15 protein-coding genes are annotated in these 16,467 nt (G+C 69.2%); 9 read left to right on the forward strand and 6 right to left on the reverse strand.

Annotation, left to right across the window (positions count from 1 at the left end):
- Positions 1-52 precede the first annotated feature (52 nt).
- Both HWY37_RS24590 and HWY37_RS24595 read right to left on the reverse strand, forming a co-directional pair.
- Positions 53-238: a type II toxin-antitoxin system HicA family toxin gene (locus HWY37_RS24590; protein ID WP_175211304.1), complete on the reverse strand. Its 186-nt coding sequence runs from the start codon at positions 236-238 to the stop codon at positions 53-55.
- A 316-nt stretch (positions 239-554) separates the two neighbouring features.
- Positions 555-1,364 (reverse strand): helix-turn-helix transcriptional regulator, encoded by an 810-nt coding sequence (locus HWY37_RS24595; RefSeq protein WP_175211306.1) that lies wholly within the window; start codon positions 1,362-1,364, stop codon positions 555-557.
- Positions 1,365-1,512: 148 nt separating this feature from the next.
- On the opposite strand from HWY37_RS24595, the gene HWY37_RS24600 reads away from it, so the two are divergent.
- The 8 genes from HWY37_RS24600 (at position 1,513) to HWY37_RS24635 (ending at position 9,753) form a co-directional block, all read left to right on the forward strand.
- On the forward strand, positions 1,513-3,213 hold the full coding sequence (locus HWY37_RS24600; RefSeq protein WP_176090054.1) for an FAD-dependent oxidoreductase: 1,701 nt from the start codon (positions 1,513-1,515) through the stop codon (positions 3,211-3,213).
- Complete coding sequence (locus tag HWY37_RS24605; RefSeq protein ID WP_176090055.1) at positions 3,188-3,394, forward strand: DUF2783 domain-containing protein; 207 nt, start codon at positions 3,188-3,190, stop codon at positions 3,392-3,394. The genes HWY37_RS24600 and HWY37_RS24605 overlap by 26 nt, the downstream gene beginning before the upstream one ends.
- The gene (locus HWY37_RS24610; protein ID WP_246302394.1) at positions 3,391-3,990 is read left to right on the forward strand and encodes a VOC family protein; all 600 of its coding nucleotides are present in this window, start codon (positions 3,391-3,393) and stop codon (positions 3,988-3,990) included. Before HWY37_RS24605 ends, HWY37_RS24610 begins: the two co-directional genes overlap by 4 nt.
- A 33-nt stretch (positions 3,991-4,023) precedes the next feature.
- Positions 4,024-4,983, forward strand: a complete 960-nt coding sequence (locus HWY37_RS24615) for an MBL fold metallo-hydrolase (RefSeq protein WP_176090056.1) — start codon at positions 4,024-4,026, stop codon at positions 4,981-4,983.
- Between the two features lie 64 nt (positions 4,984-5,047).
- Entirely contained in the window at positions 5,048-6,082 is a 1,035-nt protein-coding gene (locus HWY37_RS24620) for a fumarylacetoacetate hydrolase family protein (RefSeq protein ID WP_176090057.1), read from the forward strand.
- Between the two features lie 12 nt (positions 6,083-6,094).
- A complete protein-coding gene (gene maiA, locus HWY37_RS24625) occupies positions 6,095-6,763 on the forward strand; it encodes a maleylacetoacetate isomerase (protein ID WP_176090058.1) in 669 nt (222 codons plus the stop codon).
- 42 nt (positions 6,764-6,805) lie between these two features.
- Positions 6,806-8,161 carry an MFS transporter gene (locus HWY37_RS24630; protein WP_176090059.1) on the forward strand — a complete coding sequence of 452 codons (1,356 nt, stop codon included), beginning with the start codon at positions 6,806-6,808 and terminating at the stop codon, positions 8,159-8,161.
- Positions 8,162-8,199: 38 nt separating this feature from the next.
- Positions 8,200-9,753: a fumarate hydratase gene (locus HWY37_RS24635; RefSeq protein ID WP_176090060.1), complete on the forward strand. Its 1,554-nt coding sequence runs from the start codon at positions 8,200-8,202 to the stop codon at positions 9,751-9,753.
- Between the two features lie 2 nt (positions 9,754-9,755).
- On the opposite strand, the gene HWY37_RS24640 is transcribed toward HWY37_RS24635, so the two are convergent.
- Entirely contained in the window at positions 9,756-10,574 is an 819-nt protein-coding gene (locus HWY37_RS24640) for a DODA-type extradiol aromatic ring-opening family dioxygenase (RefSeq protein WP_176090061.1), read from the reverse strand.
- Positions 10,575-10,593: 19 nt separating this feature from the next.
- Entirely contained in the window at positions 10,594-11,520 is a 927-nt protein-coding gene (cnbCb, locus tag HWY37_RS24645) for a 2-aminophenol 1,6-dioxygenase subunit beta (protein WP_175211445.1), read from the reverse strand.
- Between the two features lie 487 nt (positions 11,521-12,007).
- On the opposite strand from cnbCb, the gene HWY37_RS24650 reads away from it, so the two are divergent.
- Positions 12,008-14,020 (forward strand): PEP/pyruvate-binding domain-containing protein, encoded by a 2,013-nt coding sequence (locus HWY37_RS24650; RefSeq protein WP_176090062.1) that lies wholly within the window; start codon positions 12,008-12,010, stop codon positions 14,018-14,020.
- Between the two features lie 66 nt (positions 14,021-14,086).
- Here HWY37_RS24650 and lpdA read toward each other — a convergent pair whose 3' ends face one another.
- Both lpdA and HWY37_RS24660 read right to left on the reverse strand, forming a co-directional pair.
- On the reverse strand, positions 14,087-15,490 hold the full coding sequence (lpdA, locus tag HWY37_RS24655) for a dihydrolipoyl dehydrogenase (protein WP_176090063.1): 1,404 nt from the start codon (positions 15,488-15,490) through the stop codon (positions 14,087-14,089).
- Between the two features lie 2 nt (positions 15,491-15,492).
- Positions 15,493-16,467, reverse strand: a 975-nt coding sequence (locus tag HWY37_RS24660) for a dihydrolipoamide acetyltransferase family protein (protein WP_176090064.1), incomplete at its 5' end; no start/stop codon positions are given.

Below are 16,467 nucleotides of genomic sequence, written 5' to 3' on the forward strand. Positions count from 1 at the left end.
GCCAGCCAGGAAATACCGGCATGACGCGCATCCGCGGCGCGGGATAGCAGCGTCATTTCAACCCAAGCTGCTTCTTGATTTCACTTTCCAGATGCTTGCCCATTTCCTTGGAGCCGTGATGGGGAAAGATCGTGGTTATGCCGTTCAAGGTAACGCGGTAATGGCTGCTTCCCGATTTGTGCGGTACGAACACTGCTCCTTGTCGTTCCAGCCACCTCTTGAATTCGCTGTATTTCATGACCGATGGTCACGGCCAGATCGAGCATAAACAAAAATGTTGAATAAATAAACAAAAGTGTTTATTCGAGCCGCTATCCTCCCTGCCGTGAGCGTAGAGGGTGGCGTGATAACGCAGCGCCGGACTGCATCTTTCTCAGACCAAGCGACGCGGCGATCGTCCCTGAACGATCTTCAGCGACTCCCCCAACATCTCCACCACCGCATCCACCTTAGGCAACAACTGCTTGCCCGGCGGCCTGATCCCGATCACCGCAAACGATTTCGGCGCGCACCGGCCGCCCCGCTTCGGGCAACCCCTGCCGCGCAGGCCATGCTCAACGCACGCCGGCCTGCGGCGCACAGGCCGGCGCGGCGCATGCCGCCGGCGCCTTGATCAGGAATTCCTTCAGGCTGGCCACATTGTTCTTCTTGAAGATGCGGTTCTTGTAGGTGACCACGGTGGTGGGCGACAAGCCCAGCTCGCGCCCGACTTCCTTGGCCGTATGCCCCTGGCGCAGCAGGTCCGCCACCTGGATCTCGCGCAGCGACAGGCCGCTGCACCAGGACGGCGCGCGCGGCGCGTCCGTTTCCGCGCGGCACAGCTGGTGGTGGCGCCGCGCCAGCGCGATCAGCAGGGGCGCGCGCCCGCGCAGCAGTTCGGCCGCGTTCGGAGAATGCGTGCGCGAAAAGTACAGGTTCAGGTAGCTGGTGCCCTCGTCGCGGCAACCGATGAGCGAGATTTTGCTGGCGAAGCCCGGACGTTCGAACAGCAGGCGCCGGTATTCGTCGTCCGCGATGCGCTCGGGCGATGCCGTCTGCACCACCAGGTCCGGATGCTGGCCGGGCCGGCAGGCCATGTCGCGCAGCAGGCCGTAATTGGGGTCGCGCCGGTAGAACTCGTTGTCCACGAACACGTTGGTGGTCCATTCGATCAGGGACTGGTTCAGCAGGCTGGCCGCCGACGAATACTGCACCAGGCCCTCGTGGCCGTAGAACACGTGCGACACGTGGTCGGCGGCGACGGTTTCGCGCAGCGCCAGCAGCAGCGCGGCATGGAACATCGGACCGCCCAGGTCCATGACGGCGGACTCGGCCCAACGGTCCGGTCCCCCGCCCGCGGGCATAGGGTTGCTTGTCTCTTCCATGGTGTCGTTTTCCCCCGCTTGCGCGTGTTTTCCCGATTCTAAAGTCATCCTCCGCCGCCGCGGTGTCCTCTTCCGTGAGGACATGACGGGCTCGTGACGCGCTCCTAGAGTGGTGCCTGCAACAAACCACATCGAACTAGGGAAAACGATGAAAGAGCTTCCCATCTACCCGTACATCCGGCCCGAGGAAATGGACCGTCCCCGCCGCGATCCGCACCCGGTAGCCGTCGTGGGGGCCGGATTGACCGGCCTGACGCTGGCCCTGGATCTGGTGCGGCGCGGCATCCCAGTAGTCGTGCTGGACGACGACAACACCGTCGGCGTGCGCGGCCTGGCCTCGCGCGGCATGGTCTGGGCGCAGCGCACGCTGGACATCTTCGATCGCCTGGGAATGGCCGATGCCGTGGTCGGCAAGGGCGTGCGCTGGAACGTGGGCCGCGTGCTGTGCCGCGACATGGCGGTGGCCTCCTTCTCCTTGCAGGACCAGCCCGACATGCGCCACAACGGCTTCGTCAACCTGCAGCAGTACTACCTGGAGGCCTTCCTGGTCGACGCGCTGATGCGCGAACCGCTGGCCGAGCTGCGCTGGCTGAACCGCGTCGCCGGAATCGAAACGCAGGCCAGCGGCCCCGCGACCCTGCAGGTGGAAACGCCCGACGGCGCCTACGCCTGCCGCGCGCAATGGGTGGTCGCCTGCGACGGCGCCAAGAGCGCGGTGCGCGGCATGATGGGCCTGAGCCCACGCGTGTACGACCAGACCGAGGACCGCTGGATCATCATCGACATCGTGCTGCGCGACACGACCTGGCCGGAAGAACGCTGGACCTGGCTGGACGCCCGCAGCAACCACGGCCGCGCCGTCTGGCGCCACAAGATGGCCGACGACACCTGGCGCCTGGACTTCCAGCTGCGTCCGGACGAGGACCCGGCCGCGGCCGCCACCGACGCGGCCATGCGCCAGCGCGTCTGGGACCTGCTGGGCGAACGCGTGGAATTCGACATCGCCTGGCATGGCGTCTGGGCCTACCGCCACGAATGCCTGGACAGCCTGCGCCACGGCAACGTGCTGTTCGCGGGCGACTCGGCGCATCTGGTCGCGCCGTTCGGCGCGCGCGGCGGCAACGGCGGCATCCAGGACGCCGACAACCTGGGCTGGAAGCTGGCGCTGCTGCTGCAAGGCCGCGCGGGCGACGCCCTGCTCGACAGCTACAGCCTGGAGCGCAAGCACGCGGCGATGGAGAACATCCGCCAGGCGCGCCGCTCCTCGCGCTTCGTCTATCCGGGCGCGGCCCGCTCCGCCGCGCTGTGGCGCGACGCCATCATCGCGCTGGCGCCACGGCACGAGGTCGCGGCCCGCATGATCAACACCGGCCGCCTGTGCATGCCCGCCGTCTACCCGGCGTCGGCGTTGGCGCGCGGCCCGCACGCGCTGGCCGGGCGCGCGCTGCCCAACGTGGTGCTGCGCCAGGCCGACGGCCTGACCCTGCATGGATTGCTCGGCCCGTGGTTCACCGTACTGGTGTTCGGCGACGCGCTGCCGGCCAGCGCGCAGGACGACGCCGGCCTCGTCCGCTGGGTCGCCGTCGGACCGCTGTGCGACGAGCGCGGACGCGCCGCCCTGGCGCATCAGCTCGGGCTGGCGCTGGACGGCCAGGCCTGGCTGCTGCGTCCCGACCAGCACGTCATGGCGGCCGCCACGCCCGAGACGAACGATCCCGCGGCCGTGCAGGCGTGGATCGCCGCGGCGCTGGATGCGGCGGGCGCCTGTTCCGAACCCCTGCCCGAGGCCCGCGGCCTCTACCGATCGACCGGAGGCGCCAGCCATGCCGCTATCCCAGCAACAGCTTGACGACCTGCTAGAGCGCCTCATCGCGCTGACCAACACGCCCGACCCCGAGGACCAGCGCGACAGCCTGGCCCGGCTGTCGCTGCTGCTCATCGAAGCCGTGGACGACGCCGCCCGGGTGCAGGCGGCGGTGGACGAAATCCTGGCGGTCCAGCCGGGCGCGCCCGCCCTGAACATTCCATGAACCAAGGAGACGGCGCCATGACGCTGCAACAACCCCCAGCCCCTGCCATCCAGGGCCTGCACCACTTCGCCTGGCGCTGCCGCGACGCCGAGGAAACCCGGCATTTCTACGAGGACATCCTGGGCCTGCCGCTGGTGCACGTGGTCAAGGAGGAACGCGTGCCCTCCACCGGCGAGCATTGCCCCTTCGTGCACCTGTTCTTCGAGTTCGCCGACCACTCGCACATCGCCTTCTTCGACCTGGGCGACAACGGCCAGAGCCTGCCCGACCCCGCCACGCCGCGCTGGGTCAACCACTTCGCCATGGAGATCCGCGGCGAAGCCGAGCTGGAGCGGATGCGCCAGCGCCTGCAATCCCACGGCGTTGAGGTGGTGGGGCCGACCGACCACCACTTCATCCGCTCGATCTATTTCTTCGACCCCAACGGCATCCGGCTCGAACTGACCGTGCGCCTGCCGGTGGCCGACTACGTGGCCCGCAAGCGCCGCAGCGCCCACGAGGAACTGGCCGCCTGGAGCCGCGACAAGGCCGCCGGCCTGCTGCCCGGCGCCACCGGCACCAGCAGCCAGCAGCGCCGCGAAGCGCACGCCGGCTGAGCCTCTCCATCACTTACCCAGACTAGGAACATCATGAGCAAACCCTTCGCCTCCCAGGCCGACCTGGCGGAAAAGAAAATCTCCTTCGAACGCCTGTCCGAGAACGCCTACGCCTACGTGGCCGACGGCGATCCCAATTCGGGCGTGATCATCGGCGACGACGGCGTGATGGTGGTCGACGCGACCGCCACCCCCGCCATGGCCCAGGGCCTGATACGCGCCATCCGCGGCGTCACCGACAAGCCCATCCGCCACGTGGCCCTGACCCACTACCACGCCGTGCGAGTGCTGGGCGCCTCGGCCTTCGCCGCCGAAGGCGCGGTGAACGTCTTCGCCAGCCGCGGCACCCACGAACTCATCGTGGAGCGCGGCCAGGCCGACATGGATTCGGAGATCGGCCGCTTCCCGCGTCTGTTCCAGTCCGCCGAGGGCATCCCCGGACTGACCTGGCCCACCGTGGTGTTCGAGCGCGAGCTGACCGTATTCCTGGGCGATCTCGAAGTGCGCATGATGCACCTGGGCGCGGGCCACACCCGCGGCGATTCCATCGTCTGGATTCCTTCCCAGGGCATCTGTTTCTCGGGCGACCTGGTGGAGTTCAACGCGGGCGTCTACACCGGCGACGCCTATCTGGCCGACTGGCCCGCCACGCTGGACGCGCTGCAGGCGCTGCAGCCGCGCCAGATGGTGCCCGGCCGCGGCCCCGCGCTGAACACGCCAGAAGCCTGCCGCGAAGCCATCGGCTACACGCGGCGCTGGGTCGAAACCCTGTACGGCTGCGCGCGCCAGGGCGTGGAGCAAGGCAAGGGCCTGAAGCAGGTCTATGAAGACACGCGCCGCGTGATGGACCCGGAGTTCGGCCACGTCGTCATCTACGAGCACGCCATTCCCTTCGACGTCTCGCGCGCCTTCGACGAAGCCAGCGGCATCGCCGAGCCGCGCGTCTGGACCGCCCAGCGCGACCGCGAGATGTGGGCCGAGCTCACCGCCTGATTCCATACGCCCCACACACCATGGGCCCGGCAGGGCCTCCCCATCCGCTACGGAGCACCTGAACATGAAACTCGCCACCCTGACGAATGGCGCCCGCGACGGCGCGCTGGCCGTCGTGAACCGCGACCTGACGCGCATGCGCGCCGTGCCGCACATCGCCGCGACCCTGCAGACCGCGCTGGACGACTGGGCCCGCGCCGCGCCCCTGCTGCAAGCCGAGTACGAGGCCCTGAACGCCGGCGACGGCGCCAGCCACCCCTTCGATCCGGCCCGCTGCGCCGCGCCCCTGCCGCGCGCCTACCAGTGGCTGGACGCCTCGGCCTACCTCAATCACGTGGACCTGACGCGGCGCGCCCGCGGCGGCGAAATGCCGCCCTCGTTCCTGACGGATCCGCTGATGTACCAGGGCGCGTCCGACGACTTCATGGGCCCGTGCGAGGACATCACCGCCGCCAGCGAGGAGCTGGGCGTGGACCTGGAAGCGGAGATCGTGGTGATAACTGACGACGTGCCGCTGGGCGTGGACGCGGACTCGGCGCTGGACCATGTGGTCCTGCTGGGCCTGGTCAACGACGTGACCCTGCGCAACGTGGTCTTGCCCGAGCTGTCCAAGGGCTTCGGCTTCCTGCAAGGCAAGCCGGCTTCGGCCCTGTCGCCCGTGCTGGTCACGCCCGACGAGCTGGCGCCCTACTGGCGCGGCGGCAAGCTGCACCGCGCCATGCAGGTGTGGCTCAACGGCAGGCAGATCGGCCAGCCCCAGGCGGGCGAGGAAATGCAATTCCACTTCGGCGAGCTGATCGCGCACGCGGCCCGCACGCGCCGCCTGGGCGCCGGCACGCTGGTCGGCAGCGGCACGATCTCCAACGCCAGCGACGCCGCCGGCGTGTGCTGCCTGGTCGAGGCGCGGGTGCGCGAGAAACTGCGCGACGGCGAAATGCGCACGCCCTTCCTCAAGCACGGCGACCGCGTGCGCATCGGCATGCGCGACGATGCCGGCCACAGCCTGTTCGGCGACATCGACCAGCAGGTGCGGATTCCGGGCACGCGTCCCATGCCGCGCGCCGCCTCGGCCAGCTCGCCCGAAACCGCCGCCGCCTGATCGGAGAGCGCCATGGCCGACACGTCCCCCCTCATCCTGCACAGCTACTGGCGCAGTTCGGCGGCCTACCGGGTCCGCCTCGCCCTGGCCTTGAAGGGCCTGCCGTACCGGCAGGTCAACTGGCACATGGTCAAGGGCGAACACCAGCAGCCCGCCTACCGCTCGCTGGCGCCGTTCGGCCTGGTGCCCATGCTCGAAATCGACGGCCTGCGCCTGCAGCAGTCGCTGGCCATCATCGAGTACCTGGAGGAACGCCGTCCCGGCGCGCCGCTGCTGCCGGCCGATCCGGGCCTGCGGGCGCAGGCCCGCGCCCTGGCGCAGCTGATCGCCTGCGAAGTGCATCCGCTCAACAACCTGCGCGCGCTCAAGCGGCTGCGCGCGCAGTTCGGCGCGGACGACGAACAGGTCCAGGACTGGTACCGCCACTGGTGCGCGGAGGGCTTCAACGCCTTCGAGGCCGCGCTGCCCGAGGCGCAGCCCGGCGGCTATGCGCTGGGCGACGCGCCCTCGCTGGTCGAGTGCTACCTGATACCCCAGGTCTACAACGCCTTGCGCTACGGCGCGGACCTGGCGCCCTTCGGGCGGGTCCGCGCCATCGTGCAAGCCTGCTCCGGCCTGCCCGCCTTCGACGCGGCCCGGCCTGAGAACCAGCCCGACGCGCCGCAAAGCGCCGCGGCCTAGGGCCTGTTCAGCAGAACCGCCGCATCCCCCACGGAGACAAACATGCAGACAGAAATCCCCGCCGACGGCGCCGCCGTCGCGCCCGCCGGCGCATCCCGCAAGTCCGGCCCGCTGGTCAGCGCCGACGACCGCAAGGTGCTGGCCGCCACGCTGGTCGGCTCGGCCATCGAGTGGTACGACTACTTCATCTACGTCCAGGCCGCCGGCCTGGTGCTGGGCTCGCTGTTCTTCGCGCCCTTCACCCAGGAGAACCCGGAGCTGTCGCTGATCCTGTCGTTCGCGACGGTGGGCGTGGCCTTTCTCTTCCGGCCCCTTGGCGCCATCATCTGCGGTCACCTGGGCGACCGCTACGGCCGCAAGCGGGTGCTGGCGGCCACGCTCATCCTGATGGGCGTCTCCACCGCGCTGATCGGCGTGCTGCCCACCTATGCGCAGATCGGCGTCTGGGCGCCGGTGATGCTGGTGACGCTGCGCGTGCTGCAAGGCTTTTCGGCCGGCGGCGAATGGGGCGGCGCGGCGCTCATGGCGGTCGAGCACGCGCCGCAGGACCGGCGCTCGCTGTTCGGCGCCTTCCCGCAGATCGGCGTGCCGCTGGGCATGATCGTCGCCACCGGCGTGCTGTGGTGCATTACCTCCCTGGTCGGCGCCGACAACTTCCTGGCCTGGGGCTGGCGCGTGTCCTTCCTGCTGTCCATCGCGCTCATCATCGTCGGCGTCTTCATCCGCCGCGCCGTCGAGGAATCGCCGGTGTTCCTGCAGATGCAGTCGCGCCGCAGCCATTCCTCGGCGCCGCTGGGCACCTTGCTGCGCAAGCATCCGCGCCAGATCCTGCTGACCACGCTGATCTTCGTGGGCAACAGCACGGCGGGCTATCTGCTGGTGGGCTTCTTCATCAGCTACGGCAGCCGCGCCCTGCACATGCCGGCGCAGCAGGTGCTGATGATCTGCACGCTGGCGGCGGCCTGCTGGCTGGGCACCACGCTGCTGGGCGGCTGGCTGGGCGACCGCATCGGCCGCGTGCGCACCTTCCAGCTGGGTTACGTGCTGCTGGCGCTGTGGGCGGTGCCGATGTGGTCCTTCGTCGACTCCGGCGACGTCGCGCAGTTCGCCTTCGCCCTGGCCGTGCTGTCGGTGCCGCTGGGACTGACCTATGGTCCCCAGGCCGCGCTGTACGCCGAGATGTTCCCGGCGGACGTGCGCTACTCGGGCGTGTCGGCAGGCTACGCGCTGGGCTCCATCCTGGGCGGCGCCTTCGCCGCCATGATCGCGCAGTCCATCATCACGGCCACCGGCCAGTCCTGGCACATCGGCGTCTACGTCATCGTCATGGCCGCGGTGTCCTTCGTGGCGGTAAGTCTGGTCAAGGACCGTCCCGGCATCACGCTGCACGCCGAGTGAACCCGCCCCTTTCCACCCATTGGAGGACCACGCACGCCATGAGCACCCGCATCCGCCAGGACGACCTGATCGAATCCATCGCCAGCGCGCTGCAGTACATCAGCCATTACCACCCGGCCGACTACATCGCGCACCTGGCTCGGGCCTACGAACGCGAGGCCAGCGCGCCGGCCCGCGACGCCATGGCGCAAATCCTGGCCAGCTCGCGCATGGCGGCCATCGGCCGGCGTCCGATCTGCCAGGACACGGGCATCGTCAACGTGTTCCTGGAGGTCGGCATGGACGTGCGCTGGGAGGGTTTCGACGGCAGCCTGGAGGATGCGGTCAATGCCGGCGTGCGGCGCGCCTACCTGGATCCGGACAATCCGCTGCGGGCCTCGGTGGTGGCGGATCCGCTGTTCGGGCGCGGCAACACCCGCGACAACACGCCGGCCGTCATCAGCATGCGGATCGTGCCGGGCGCCAGCGTGGCGGTCACGGTGGCGGCCAAGGGCGGCGGCTCGGAAAACAAGGCAAGGCTGGCGATGCTGAATCCGGCCGACAGCATCGTCGACTGGGTGCTGGCGCAGATACCCGCCATGGGTGCCGGCTGGTGTCCGCCCGGCATGCTGGGCATAGGCGTGGGCGGCACCGCCGAGAAGGCGGTAATGCTGGCCAAGGAAAGCCTGATGCAGCCGCTGGACATGCACGACTTGCAGGACCGGGCGCGGCGCGGCGCAACGCTGGCGCCCGGGGACGCGCTGCGGCTGGAGCTGCACGAGCGCGTCAACGCGCTGGGCGTGGGCGCGCAGGGACTGGGCGGCCTCACCACCGTGCTGGACGTGAAGATCAAGACCTATCCCACGCACGCGGCCGCCAAGCCCATCGCGCTGATTCCCAATTGCGCGGCCACCCGCCATGCCCGCTTCGTGCTGGACGGATCCGGCCCCGCGCACCTGGAACCGCCCTCGCTGGATCTCTGGCCCGACCTCGGCGCAGAGCGCGGCGCCAAGGCCGGCCGGCGCGTGAACCTCGATGCCCTCACCCGCGAGGAAGTCACGTCATGGCGCGCCGGGGAAACGCTGCTGCTCAACGGCCGCATGCTGACCGGGCGCGATGCCGCCCACCAGCGCATCCGGGAAATGCTGGCGCGGGGCGAACCCCTGCCCGCCGATTTCCGCGGCCGCGCCATCTATTACGTGGGTCCGGTGGACGCGGTGCGCGACGAAGCCGTGGGTCCTGCCGGCCCCACCACATCGACCCGCATGGATGGCTACACCGACATGATGCTGGAGCGCACCGGCCTGCTCGCGATGATAGGCAAGGCCGAGCGCGGCCCGGACGCGGTCGAGGCGATCCGGCGCCACCGGGCCGCCTACCTGATCGCCGTGGGTGGCGCGGCCTATCTGGTATCCCGCGCCATCCGCAGCGCCCGCGTCGTCGCCTTCGAGGACCTGGGCATGGAAGCGATCCACGAGTTCGAAGTCACCGACATGCCCGTGACCGTCGCCGTGGATGCCGATGGCGGCAACCTGCATGTGTCGGGGCCCGCAAAGTGGCGCCGCGCGGTTGGAGCCCGAGAAATTCCGCTGGCTTTGGCCGGGGCTGCCTGACTTCAGCCCAGCTTGAATTCCACCACCGCCCCGCCGCTGCCATACAGCGGCGCATACTCCAGGACGTTGGCTCCGCGGAAGCGCTCGCCCATGGCCCCCAGCAGCCAGGACATGTGCTTGAAGCCCATTTCCGCCTTGGCTTGTCCGGCGAACTCGGGAATGAGCTGGCGCACCTGGTCCGCGTCGCCGCTTTCCAGCTGCGCCAGCATGCGGCGGTTCCATTCGTCGTCGGCCGGCGCGGTCACATGGTCCGAGTCCGGCTCCACCGGCTCGCGGAACATGGTGTTGGACAATCCCCCTATGCCGATGACCGCCACCCGCTTGTTCTGCGCGGCCGCGGCTTGCACGGCGATCCGGCTCAGTTGCTCGGTCTGCGCGTTGTCGTGATAGAGGTTGTTGGCCGCCAGCGTCACGGGCAGTTGGCCGGTGCCGAAGCCCATCAGCGTGCTGACCGTGATGGTGCCGGTGTCGATGGGAAACTGGTCGTAGTCCACGCCGCGCGCGTGGATGCCGGCCTCGCGGCAGCCCTGTATGCAGGCCTGCGCCAGGCTGGCGTCGCTGGCGATGTCGAAAGGCAGTTCACCGTACTCGTGCCAGTTCTCGTCCACGTGCAGGCCCGTGCTGCGGCCGCGGGTGATCCACAACTGGTCCAGCACCGCCATCCATTGCGTCGAATACACCAGCACCACGTCGGGCCTTGACGCCGCGAGCGCGCGGCCGGCGGCGCGCAACGCCTGGTTCAGCCGGCCCCAGGGCGCCACGTCGGCGCGCAGTTGCGGCAGCGGGCTGCCGGGGACGAGAAATGCGGAAACGAGGGTCATGGCATGTCTCCTGGCCAGGCTAGGCTGCCGCGCCGGCAGGCGCTTCGAGGCGGGACAGGCCGGCCTCCTGCAGATTCCATTCCATCACCGCATTGCCGGTGCCGATCACCGTGCCGTAGCCATGGAACTTGCCGGCCAGCTGCGGATAGTCCATGGCCGCGTGCATCCAGGTGAAGGCGCCGGACTTCACCTCGGCGAAGGCTTCGTCGATGAACTGGGGCAGCAGATCGAACACCTCGCCCATCCTGCCCTTGCGCATCAGCTCGATCATGCGGATGTCCCACAGATAGCCGTCGTAGCGCGCCGGGTGCTCCTTGGACATGTCTTCGGGCACTTCCGGCTGCTCGTGGAAATGCCAGTGCGACAGCGTATTGCTGGCCAGCAGCACCGCCCGCCGCCCGCTCTTGCGTATGGCTTCGCGCGTGGCCCGGCCCAGCAGGTCCATTTCCCTGAGCCCTTCCTTGGTGTTGAGGTAGTACGGCGTGTTGTTGGCCGACAGTCCCACCACCGGAATGTCCCATTGCGGACGCACCATGTGCAGCGTCGTGATGGTGCCGTAGTCCACCCGGAACTTGGGGTTGCGCATCATCTTGGTGACCAGGCCCAGCTTGCGCCCTTCCTCGCAACAGGCCTCGGCCAGCTCCACGTCCACGTCCATGCCGAAGTCATAGCGGAACAGGTCGGGAAAGATCGGATCCACCGAACGGCCGGCCAGACGCGGCACGCCCAGGAAATGGTGGCCGACCTGGGTGATCCAGTGCGGCGAGTGCACCAGCAGCACGTCGGGTTTCATGCGCTCGATGCTCTCGCGCACATGGTCGTACGCCCAGCGCAGGCTTTCCCAGCCGCCGCGCGAGCGCGGCTCGTTCTGCGGCGGGTTCTCGCCGTACACCAGGTGCGGCGGGTGAGGAGCCAGGAATCCGGAAAGAATTTCGCCGTTCTTCATTGCCTGCTCCTTTGCGAGCGCGGTGGGAACCCGATTTCGATCGTGGCCGCGGAGGGCGGCGCCTAGATAAATTTGTACGTATACGTACTTGATTCAGTATCGAATCGCGGGCGGCGGCTGTCAACAAGCGGAACGCGTTCGACGGATAGGGAGTTTCCCGAGCAGGACTGGACGTGGAACCCATGCCGCGCGGCGAGCCGGCTCCAGAAAAAAAGGGGCAGCTGTCGCTACCCCTTTGAAAAGGCCCTACGAAAACCGCTGCCATCAAGGCGTGCAAGATGACCGGATTCTCGTGGCGCCGGCGTGGCTCTAGGCCAGGAACGGATTAGATCGGATTAGCCGCCGTCCGGATATCACTGAAATTGGGTATTTTGCGTGCCGGCGGCAAAGTAATTGCATGGTTGGCCACATCCGGAAACAACCCGCGCGGCGCATCCCGTTGCGGCTCCGATATCATCGCGGCTCGTTGCGTCCCCTCTGCCCGTCCATGACTCCATCGTCCGCGCCCCGCCGCCCTGTCTCCCGCCGCCTGAGCGGCCTGGCCGTCCTGGCCGCGCTTGGCCTGCTGGCCGCCGCCGGCCCCGCGGCCCAGGCGCAGACGGCGCGCAAGCCCTCCCCCTACGAGAACATGTCGCGCCCCCTGCGTCCCGATGAGCTGGTGGTACAGCCGACGGACGATGCCAAGCGCGGCGGTCCCGCCTTCCTGAACCAGATCGCCAACCAGGCCGAGTTCCAGCAACTGGCGCGGGTCTACAACCCCGGCACGCCGCTGGAGATCCCGCACGTGCTGTTCGTGATCGACCGGCAGCAAGGCGACCGGATCTATTACCTGAATACGCCACGCTATTCGCTGCACGAGAACTTTGCGCGCGAACGCCGCCTGCTGCCCGCCGGCGACAAGGCCACGCTGATCGCGCAGTACAAGGATCCGCAACGGCGCCTGCTGTTCGGCACCCTGAGCTGGCAGCGCGACCTGCCCGGCTATACCTATGAATTCTGGGAAGGCGACCGGCTCACGCCGGAACTGCTGCAGCTGACCCAACAGAAAGTGCAGGCCAGCTTCTATGAGCCGGTGCGCTTCAAGGCCAATTCCACCCTGCACGAACAGGTCGCGAAAAGCGCGGGCCTGGACGCCGTGACGCAGGAATCGCTGCTGCGCGAACAGACCTTCCTGCCCCTGAACACCGGCGCCGCGCAGGGCCGCCTGCGCATCGTGAAGTCGGTGGACGACACGCCGGACATCGCGCCGACCGACATCCTGGTGCTGGACGAAGTGCCGGTGGCGCTGCCGCCCGTGGCCGGCCTGGTCACGCAACGGCCGTCCACCCTGCTGTCCCACGTCAACCTGCTGGCCAAGGGCTGGCGCATCCCCAATGCCTATGTGCGCGACGCCGTGGCGGCGCTGCGCGAGCACGACGGCCAATGGGTCGAGCTGACCGTCACCAGCAGCGGCTACCAGCTGCGGCGCATCGCCAAGCCCGAGGCCGCGCCGGCGCCCAAGCCCGCCGCCCGGCAGCTGCCCAAGCCCGACCTGACGGTCCAGACGATCAAGCCGCTCTCCGGCATGGCCACGCGCGACAGCCGCCATTGCGGCGTCAAGGCGGCCAACCTGGGCGCGCTGAAATCCGCCCTGCCGCCCGCCGCCACCGTGCCGGACGGTTTCTGCATCCCCTTCGCGCAGTACGCGGCCTTCATGGCGCAGCTGCATGTGGCGGAACGCGTCGCCGCGCTGGAACAACGGCCGGACTTCGCCGGCGATGCCAACGTGCGCCGCGCCGAGCTGGCCGCGCTGCGCCAGGACATCGTCCAGGCGCAGCCCGATCCGGCGCTGGCCGCCGCCTGGCGCGAACGCTGGCAGAAGCAGTTGCAGGGGCGCGGCGTGTTCGTGCGCAGCTCGTCCAATTCCGAGGACCTGCCGGGCTTCAGCGGCGCCGGCCTCTACACCACCGTGCCCAACGTGACGCAGGCCGATGCGCTGGCGCAGGCGGTGCAGACGGTGTGGGCCTCGGTCTACAACTTCGAAGCCTATGAGGCGCGGCGCGCGGCCGGCATCGGCAATGACGCCGTGGTGATGGCGGTGCTGGTGCAGCAGGCGGCGCCTTCCGACAGTTCCGGCGTGATGATCACGCGCGATCCCTTCGACGCCAGCCGCCGCTACGTCACCTACATCTCGGCCAAGCGCGGCCTGGGCATAAAGGTGGTCGAGGGCAAGCGCCAGGCCGAACAGGTGATGTATTCCAGCTGGTCCAAGGCGGTCCAGGTGCTGACCCGGTCCGCGGAGGACACCCAACTGGTGCCGGACGCCGCGGGCGGCGTGCGCGAAGTGCCGATCGAAGGCGCGCGCCAGGTCCTGAACGACGAGCTGGTGGCCCGGCTGGCCGCGGTCGGCGGCCAGGTCAAGCAGCGCCTGGGCGGCGCGGACCAGGACATCGAGTGGGCCGCGGTGGGCGACAAGATCCTGATCCTGCAGGCCCGGCCGTACGTGGACGGTAGCCGCTAAGGGCCAGGCTGGGCGCCGCGTCGGGCTGGACCGCCGCGCGAACGCGGCGCCCTGCCCGCGGGCTCCTCAGATGTGCAGCGCGTGGCCCAGCGCCTTGAGCGCCGCTTCCTGCACGGCTTCGCCCAGGGTCGGATGGGCATGGATGGTGCCCGCCACGTCTTCCAGCGTCGCGCCCATTTCCAGCGACTGGCCGAAGGCCGCCGACAGTTCCGACACGCCGCGTCCCACCGCCTGCCAGCCCAGGATCAGGTGATTGTCGCGGCGCGCCACCACGCGCACGAAGCCGTCGGTGGATTCCAGCGTCATCGCCCGGCCGTTGGCGGCGAACGGGAAGGATGCGGTCAGGCAGTCCAGCCCCGCGCTTTCCACGTCGGCGGGCGACAAGCCCGCCACCACGACCTCGGGATCGGTGAAGCAGACCGCCGGAATGGCCGCGGGCTGGAAGTGGCGGCGCTTGCCCGCCACCAGCTCGGCCACCATCTCGCCCTGCGCCATGGCGCGATGCGCCAGCATGGGCTCGCCGGCAATATCGCCGATGGCCCACACGTCGCGCATGGAGGTGCGGCACTGGTCGTCGATGCGCAGCGCGTTGCCCTTGCGGTCCAGCTGCAGGCTTTCCAGCCCCCAGTCCAGCGTGCGCGGACGCCGTCCCACCGCGATCAGCACGCGGTCGGCCGGCAGCAGGCTCTCGACGCCGGCGGCATCCTGCACCCGCACCGCGTTGCCGGCGCCGTTCAGGCCCAGCACCTTGCGGCCCAGATGCAGGGCCACGCCCATTTTCGCCAGCGCGGCGGCCACGGGCTTGGTAAGTTCGGCGTCGTAGGTCGGCAGGATGCGGTCCTGCGCCTCCACCACGGCCACCTCGGCGCCCAGCTTGCGGTACACGGTGCCCAGTTCCAGGCCGATGTAGCCGCCGCCCACCACCACCAGCTGCTTCGGAATGCTGGAGGGCGACAGCGCCTCGGTGGACGACACCACCATGCCGCCGAAGGGCATGGACGGCAGCGGCGTGGGCTCCGAGCCCGCCGCCAGCAGCAGGTGCTCGCACTGGATGCGGATGGCGCCGGACTCGCCGGCGTCCACTTCCACCGTCTTGCCGTCCAGCAGCCGGGCCCAGCCGCGCACCACTTCCACGCCGTTCTTCTTCAGCAGCGCGGCCACGCCGCCCGTCAGCTTGCCGACGATGCCGTCCTTCCAGGCCACGGTCTGGGCCAGGTCGATGGCGGGCGCCGACACGGAAATGCCCAGCGCCGACTTGCCGGCGTAATGCCGCGCCTTGTCGAATTCCTCGGCGGCGTGGATCAGCGCCTTGGACGGAATGCAGCCGATGTTCAGGCAGGTGCCGCCCAGCTGCGCGCCTTCCACCAGGATGGTCGGCACGCCCAGCTGGCCGGCGCGGATGGCGGCCACGTAGCCGCCGGGGCCGCCGCCGATCACCAGCAAGGTCGTAGTCTTAGTGATCTGGCTCATGCTTACTCCACGAAAAGCAGCGCGGGTTGTTCCAGCAGCGCGCGCACCGCCTGGATGAAGCGCGCCGCGTCCATGCCGTCTACCACGCGGTGGTCGAAGGACGACGACAGGTTCATCAGCTTGCGCGCCACCACGGCGCCATTGCGGATCGCCGGGCGCTCGACAATGCGGTTCACGCCCACGATGCCGACCTCGGGATGGTTGATCACCGGCGTGGTGACGATGCCGCCCAAGGGGCCCAGGCTGGTGATGGTGATGGTCGAACCCGACAGCTCGTCGCGGCTGGCCGTGCCCGTGCGCACCGCCTCGGCCAGCCGGACGATCTCGGCCGCCATGGACCAGAGGTCGCGCGCCTCGGCGTGGCGCATGACCGGCACCATCAATCCGCCGTCGCTTTGCGTGGCGATGCCGATGTGGACCGCGCCATAGCGCGTGACCACGCCGCCCTCGTCGTCATAGCGCGCATTGATCTGCGGAAAGTCGCGCAGCGCCACCACCATGGCGCGCGCCAGAAGCGGCAGCAGCGTGAGCTTGCCGCGCGAAGCCCCCCATTTCTGGTTGAGGCTGGCGCGCAGTTCCTCCAGTTCGGTCACGTCGATTTCCTCGACGTAGCTGAAGTGCGGGATGCGGCGCTTGGACTCGGCCATCTTCTGCGCGATCTTGCGGCGCAGGCCGATGACCGGCACGTTTTCCTCATCGTTGCGCTCGGAATAGGCCACGCCGCCGCGGGCCTGGTTCCCTGCGCCCTGCCCTTGCAGGTAGGCGTCCAGGTCCTCGTGCAGGATGCGGCCGGCCGGGCCGCTGCCGTGCACGTAGCGCAGTTCGATGCCCAGGTCCCAGGCGCGCTTGCGCACTGCCGGCGAGGCCAGCGGCTTTTCGCCGGGCTGGCGGGCGACGGAGGCCGGCGCCTGGCGCGCGGGCCGCGACGGCGCTGCTGGCGTCGGCGTTTTCGCGGGCGCGGCAGGCGCGGCGGCCTT

Source organism: Achromobacter anxifer, from assembly GCF_903652925.1.
Lineage (GTDB): Bacteria > Pseudomonadota > Gammaproteobacteria > Burkholderiales > Burkholderiaceae_B > Achromobacter > Achromobacter anxifer.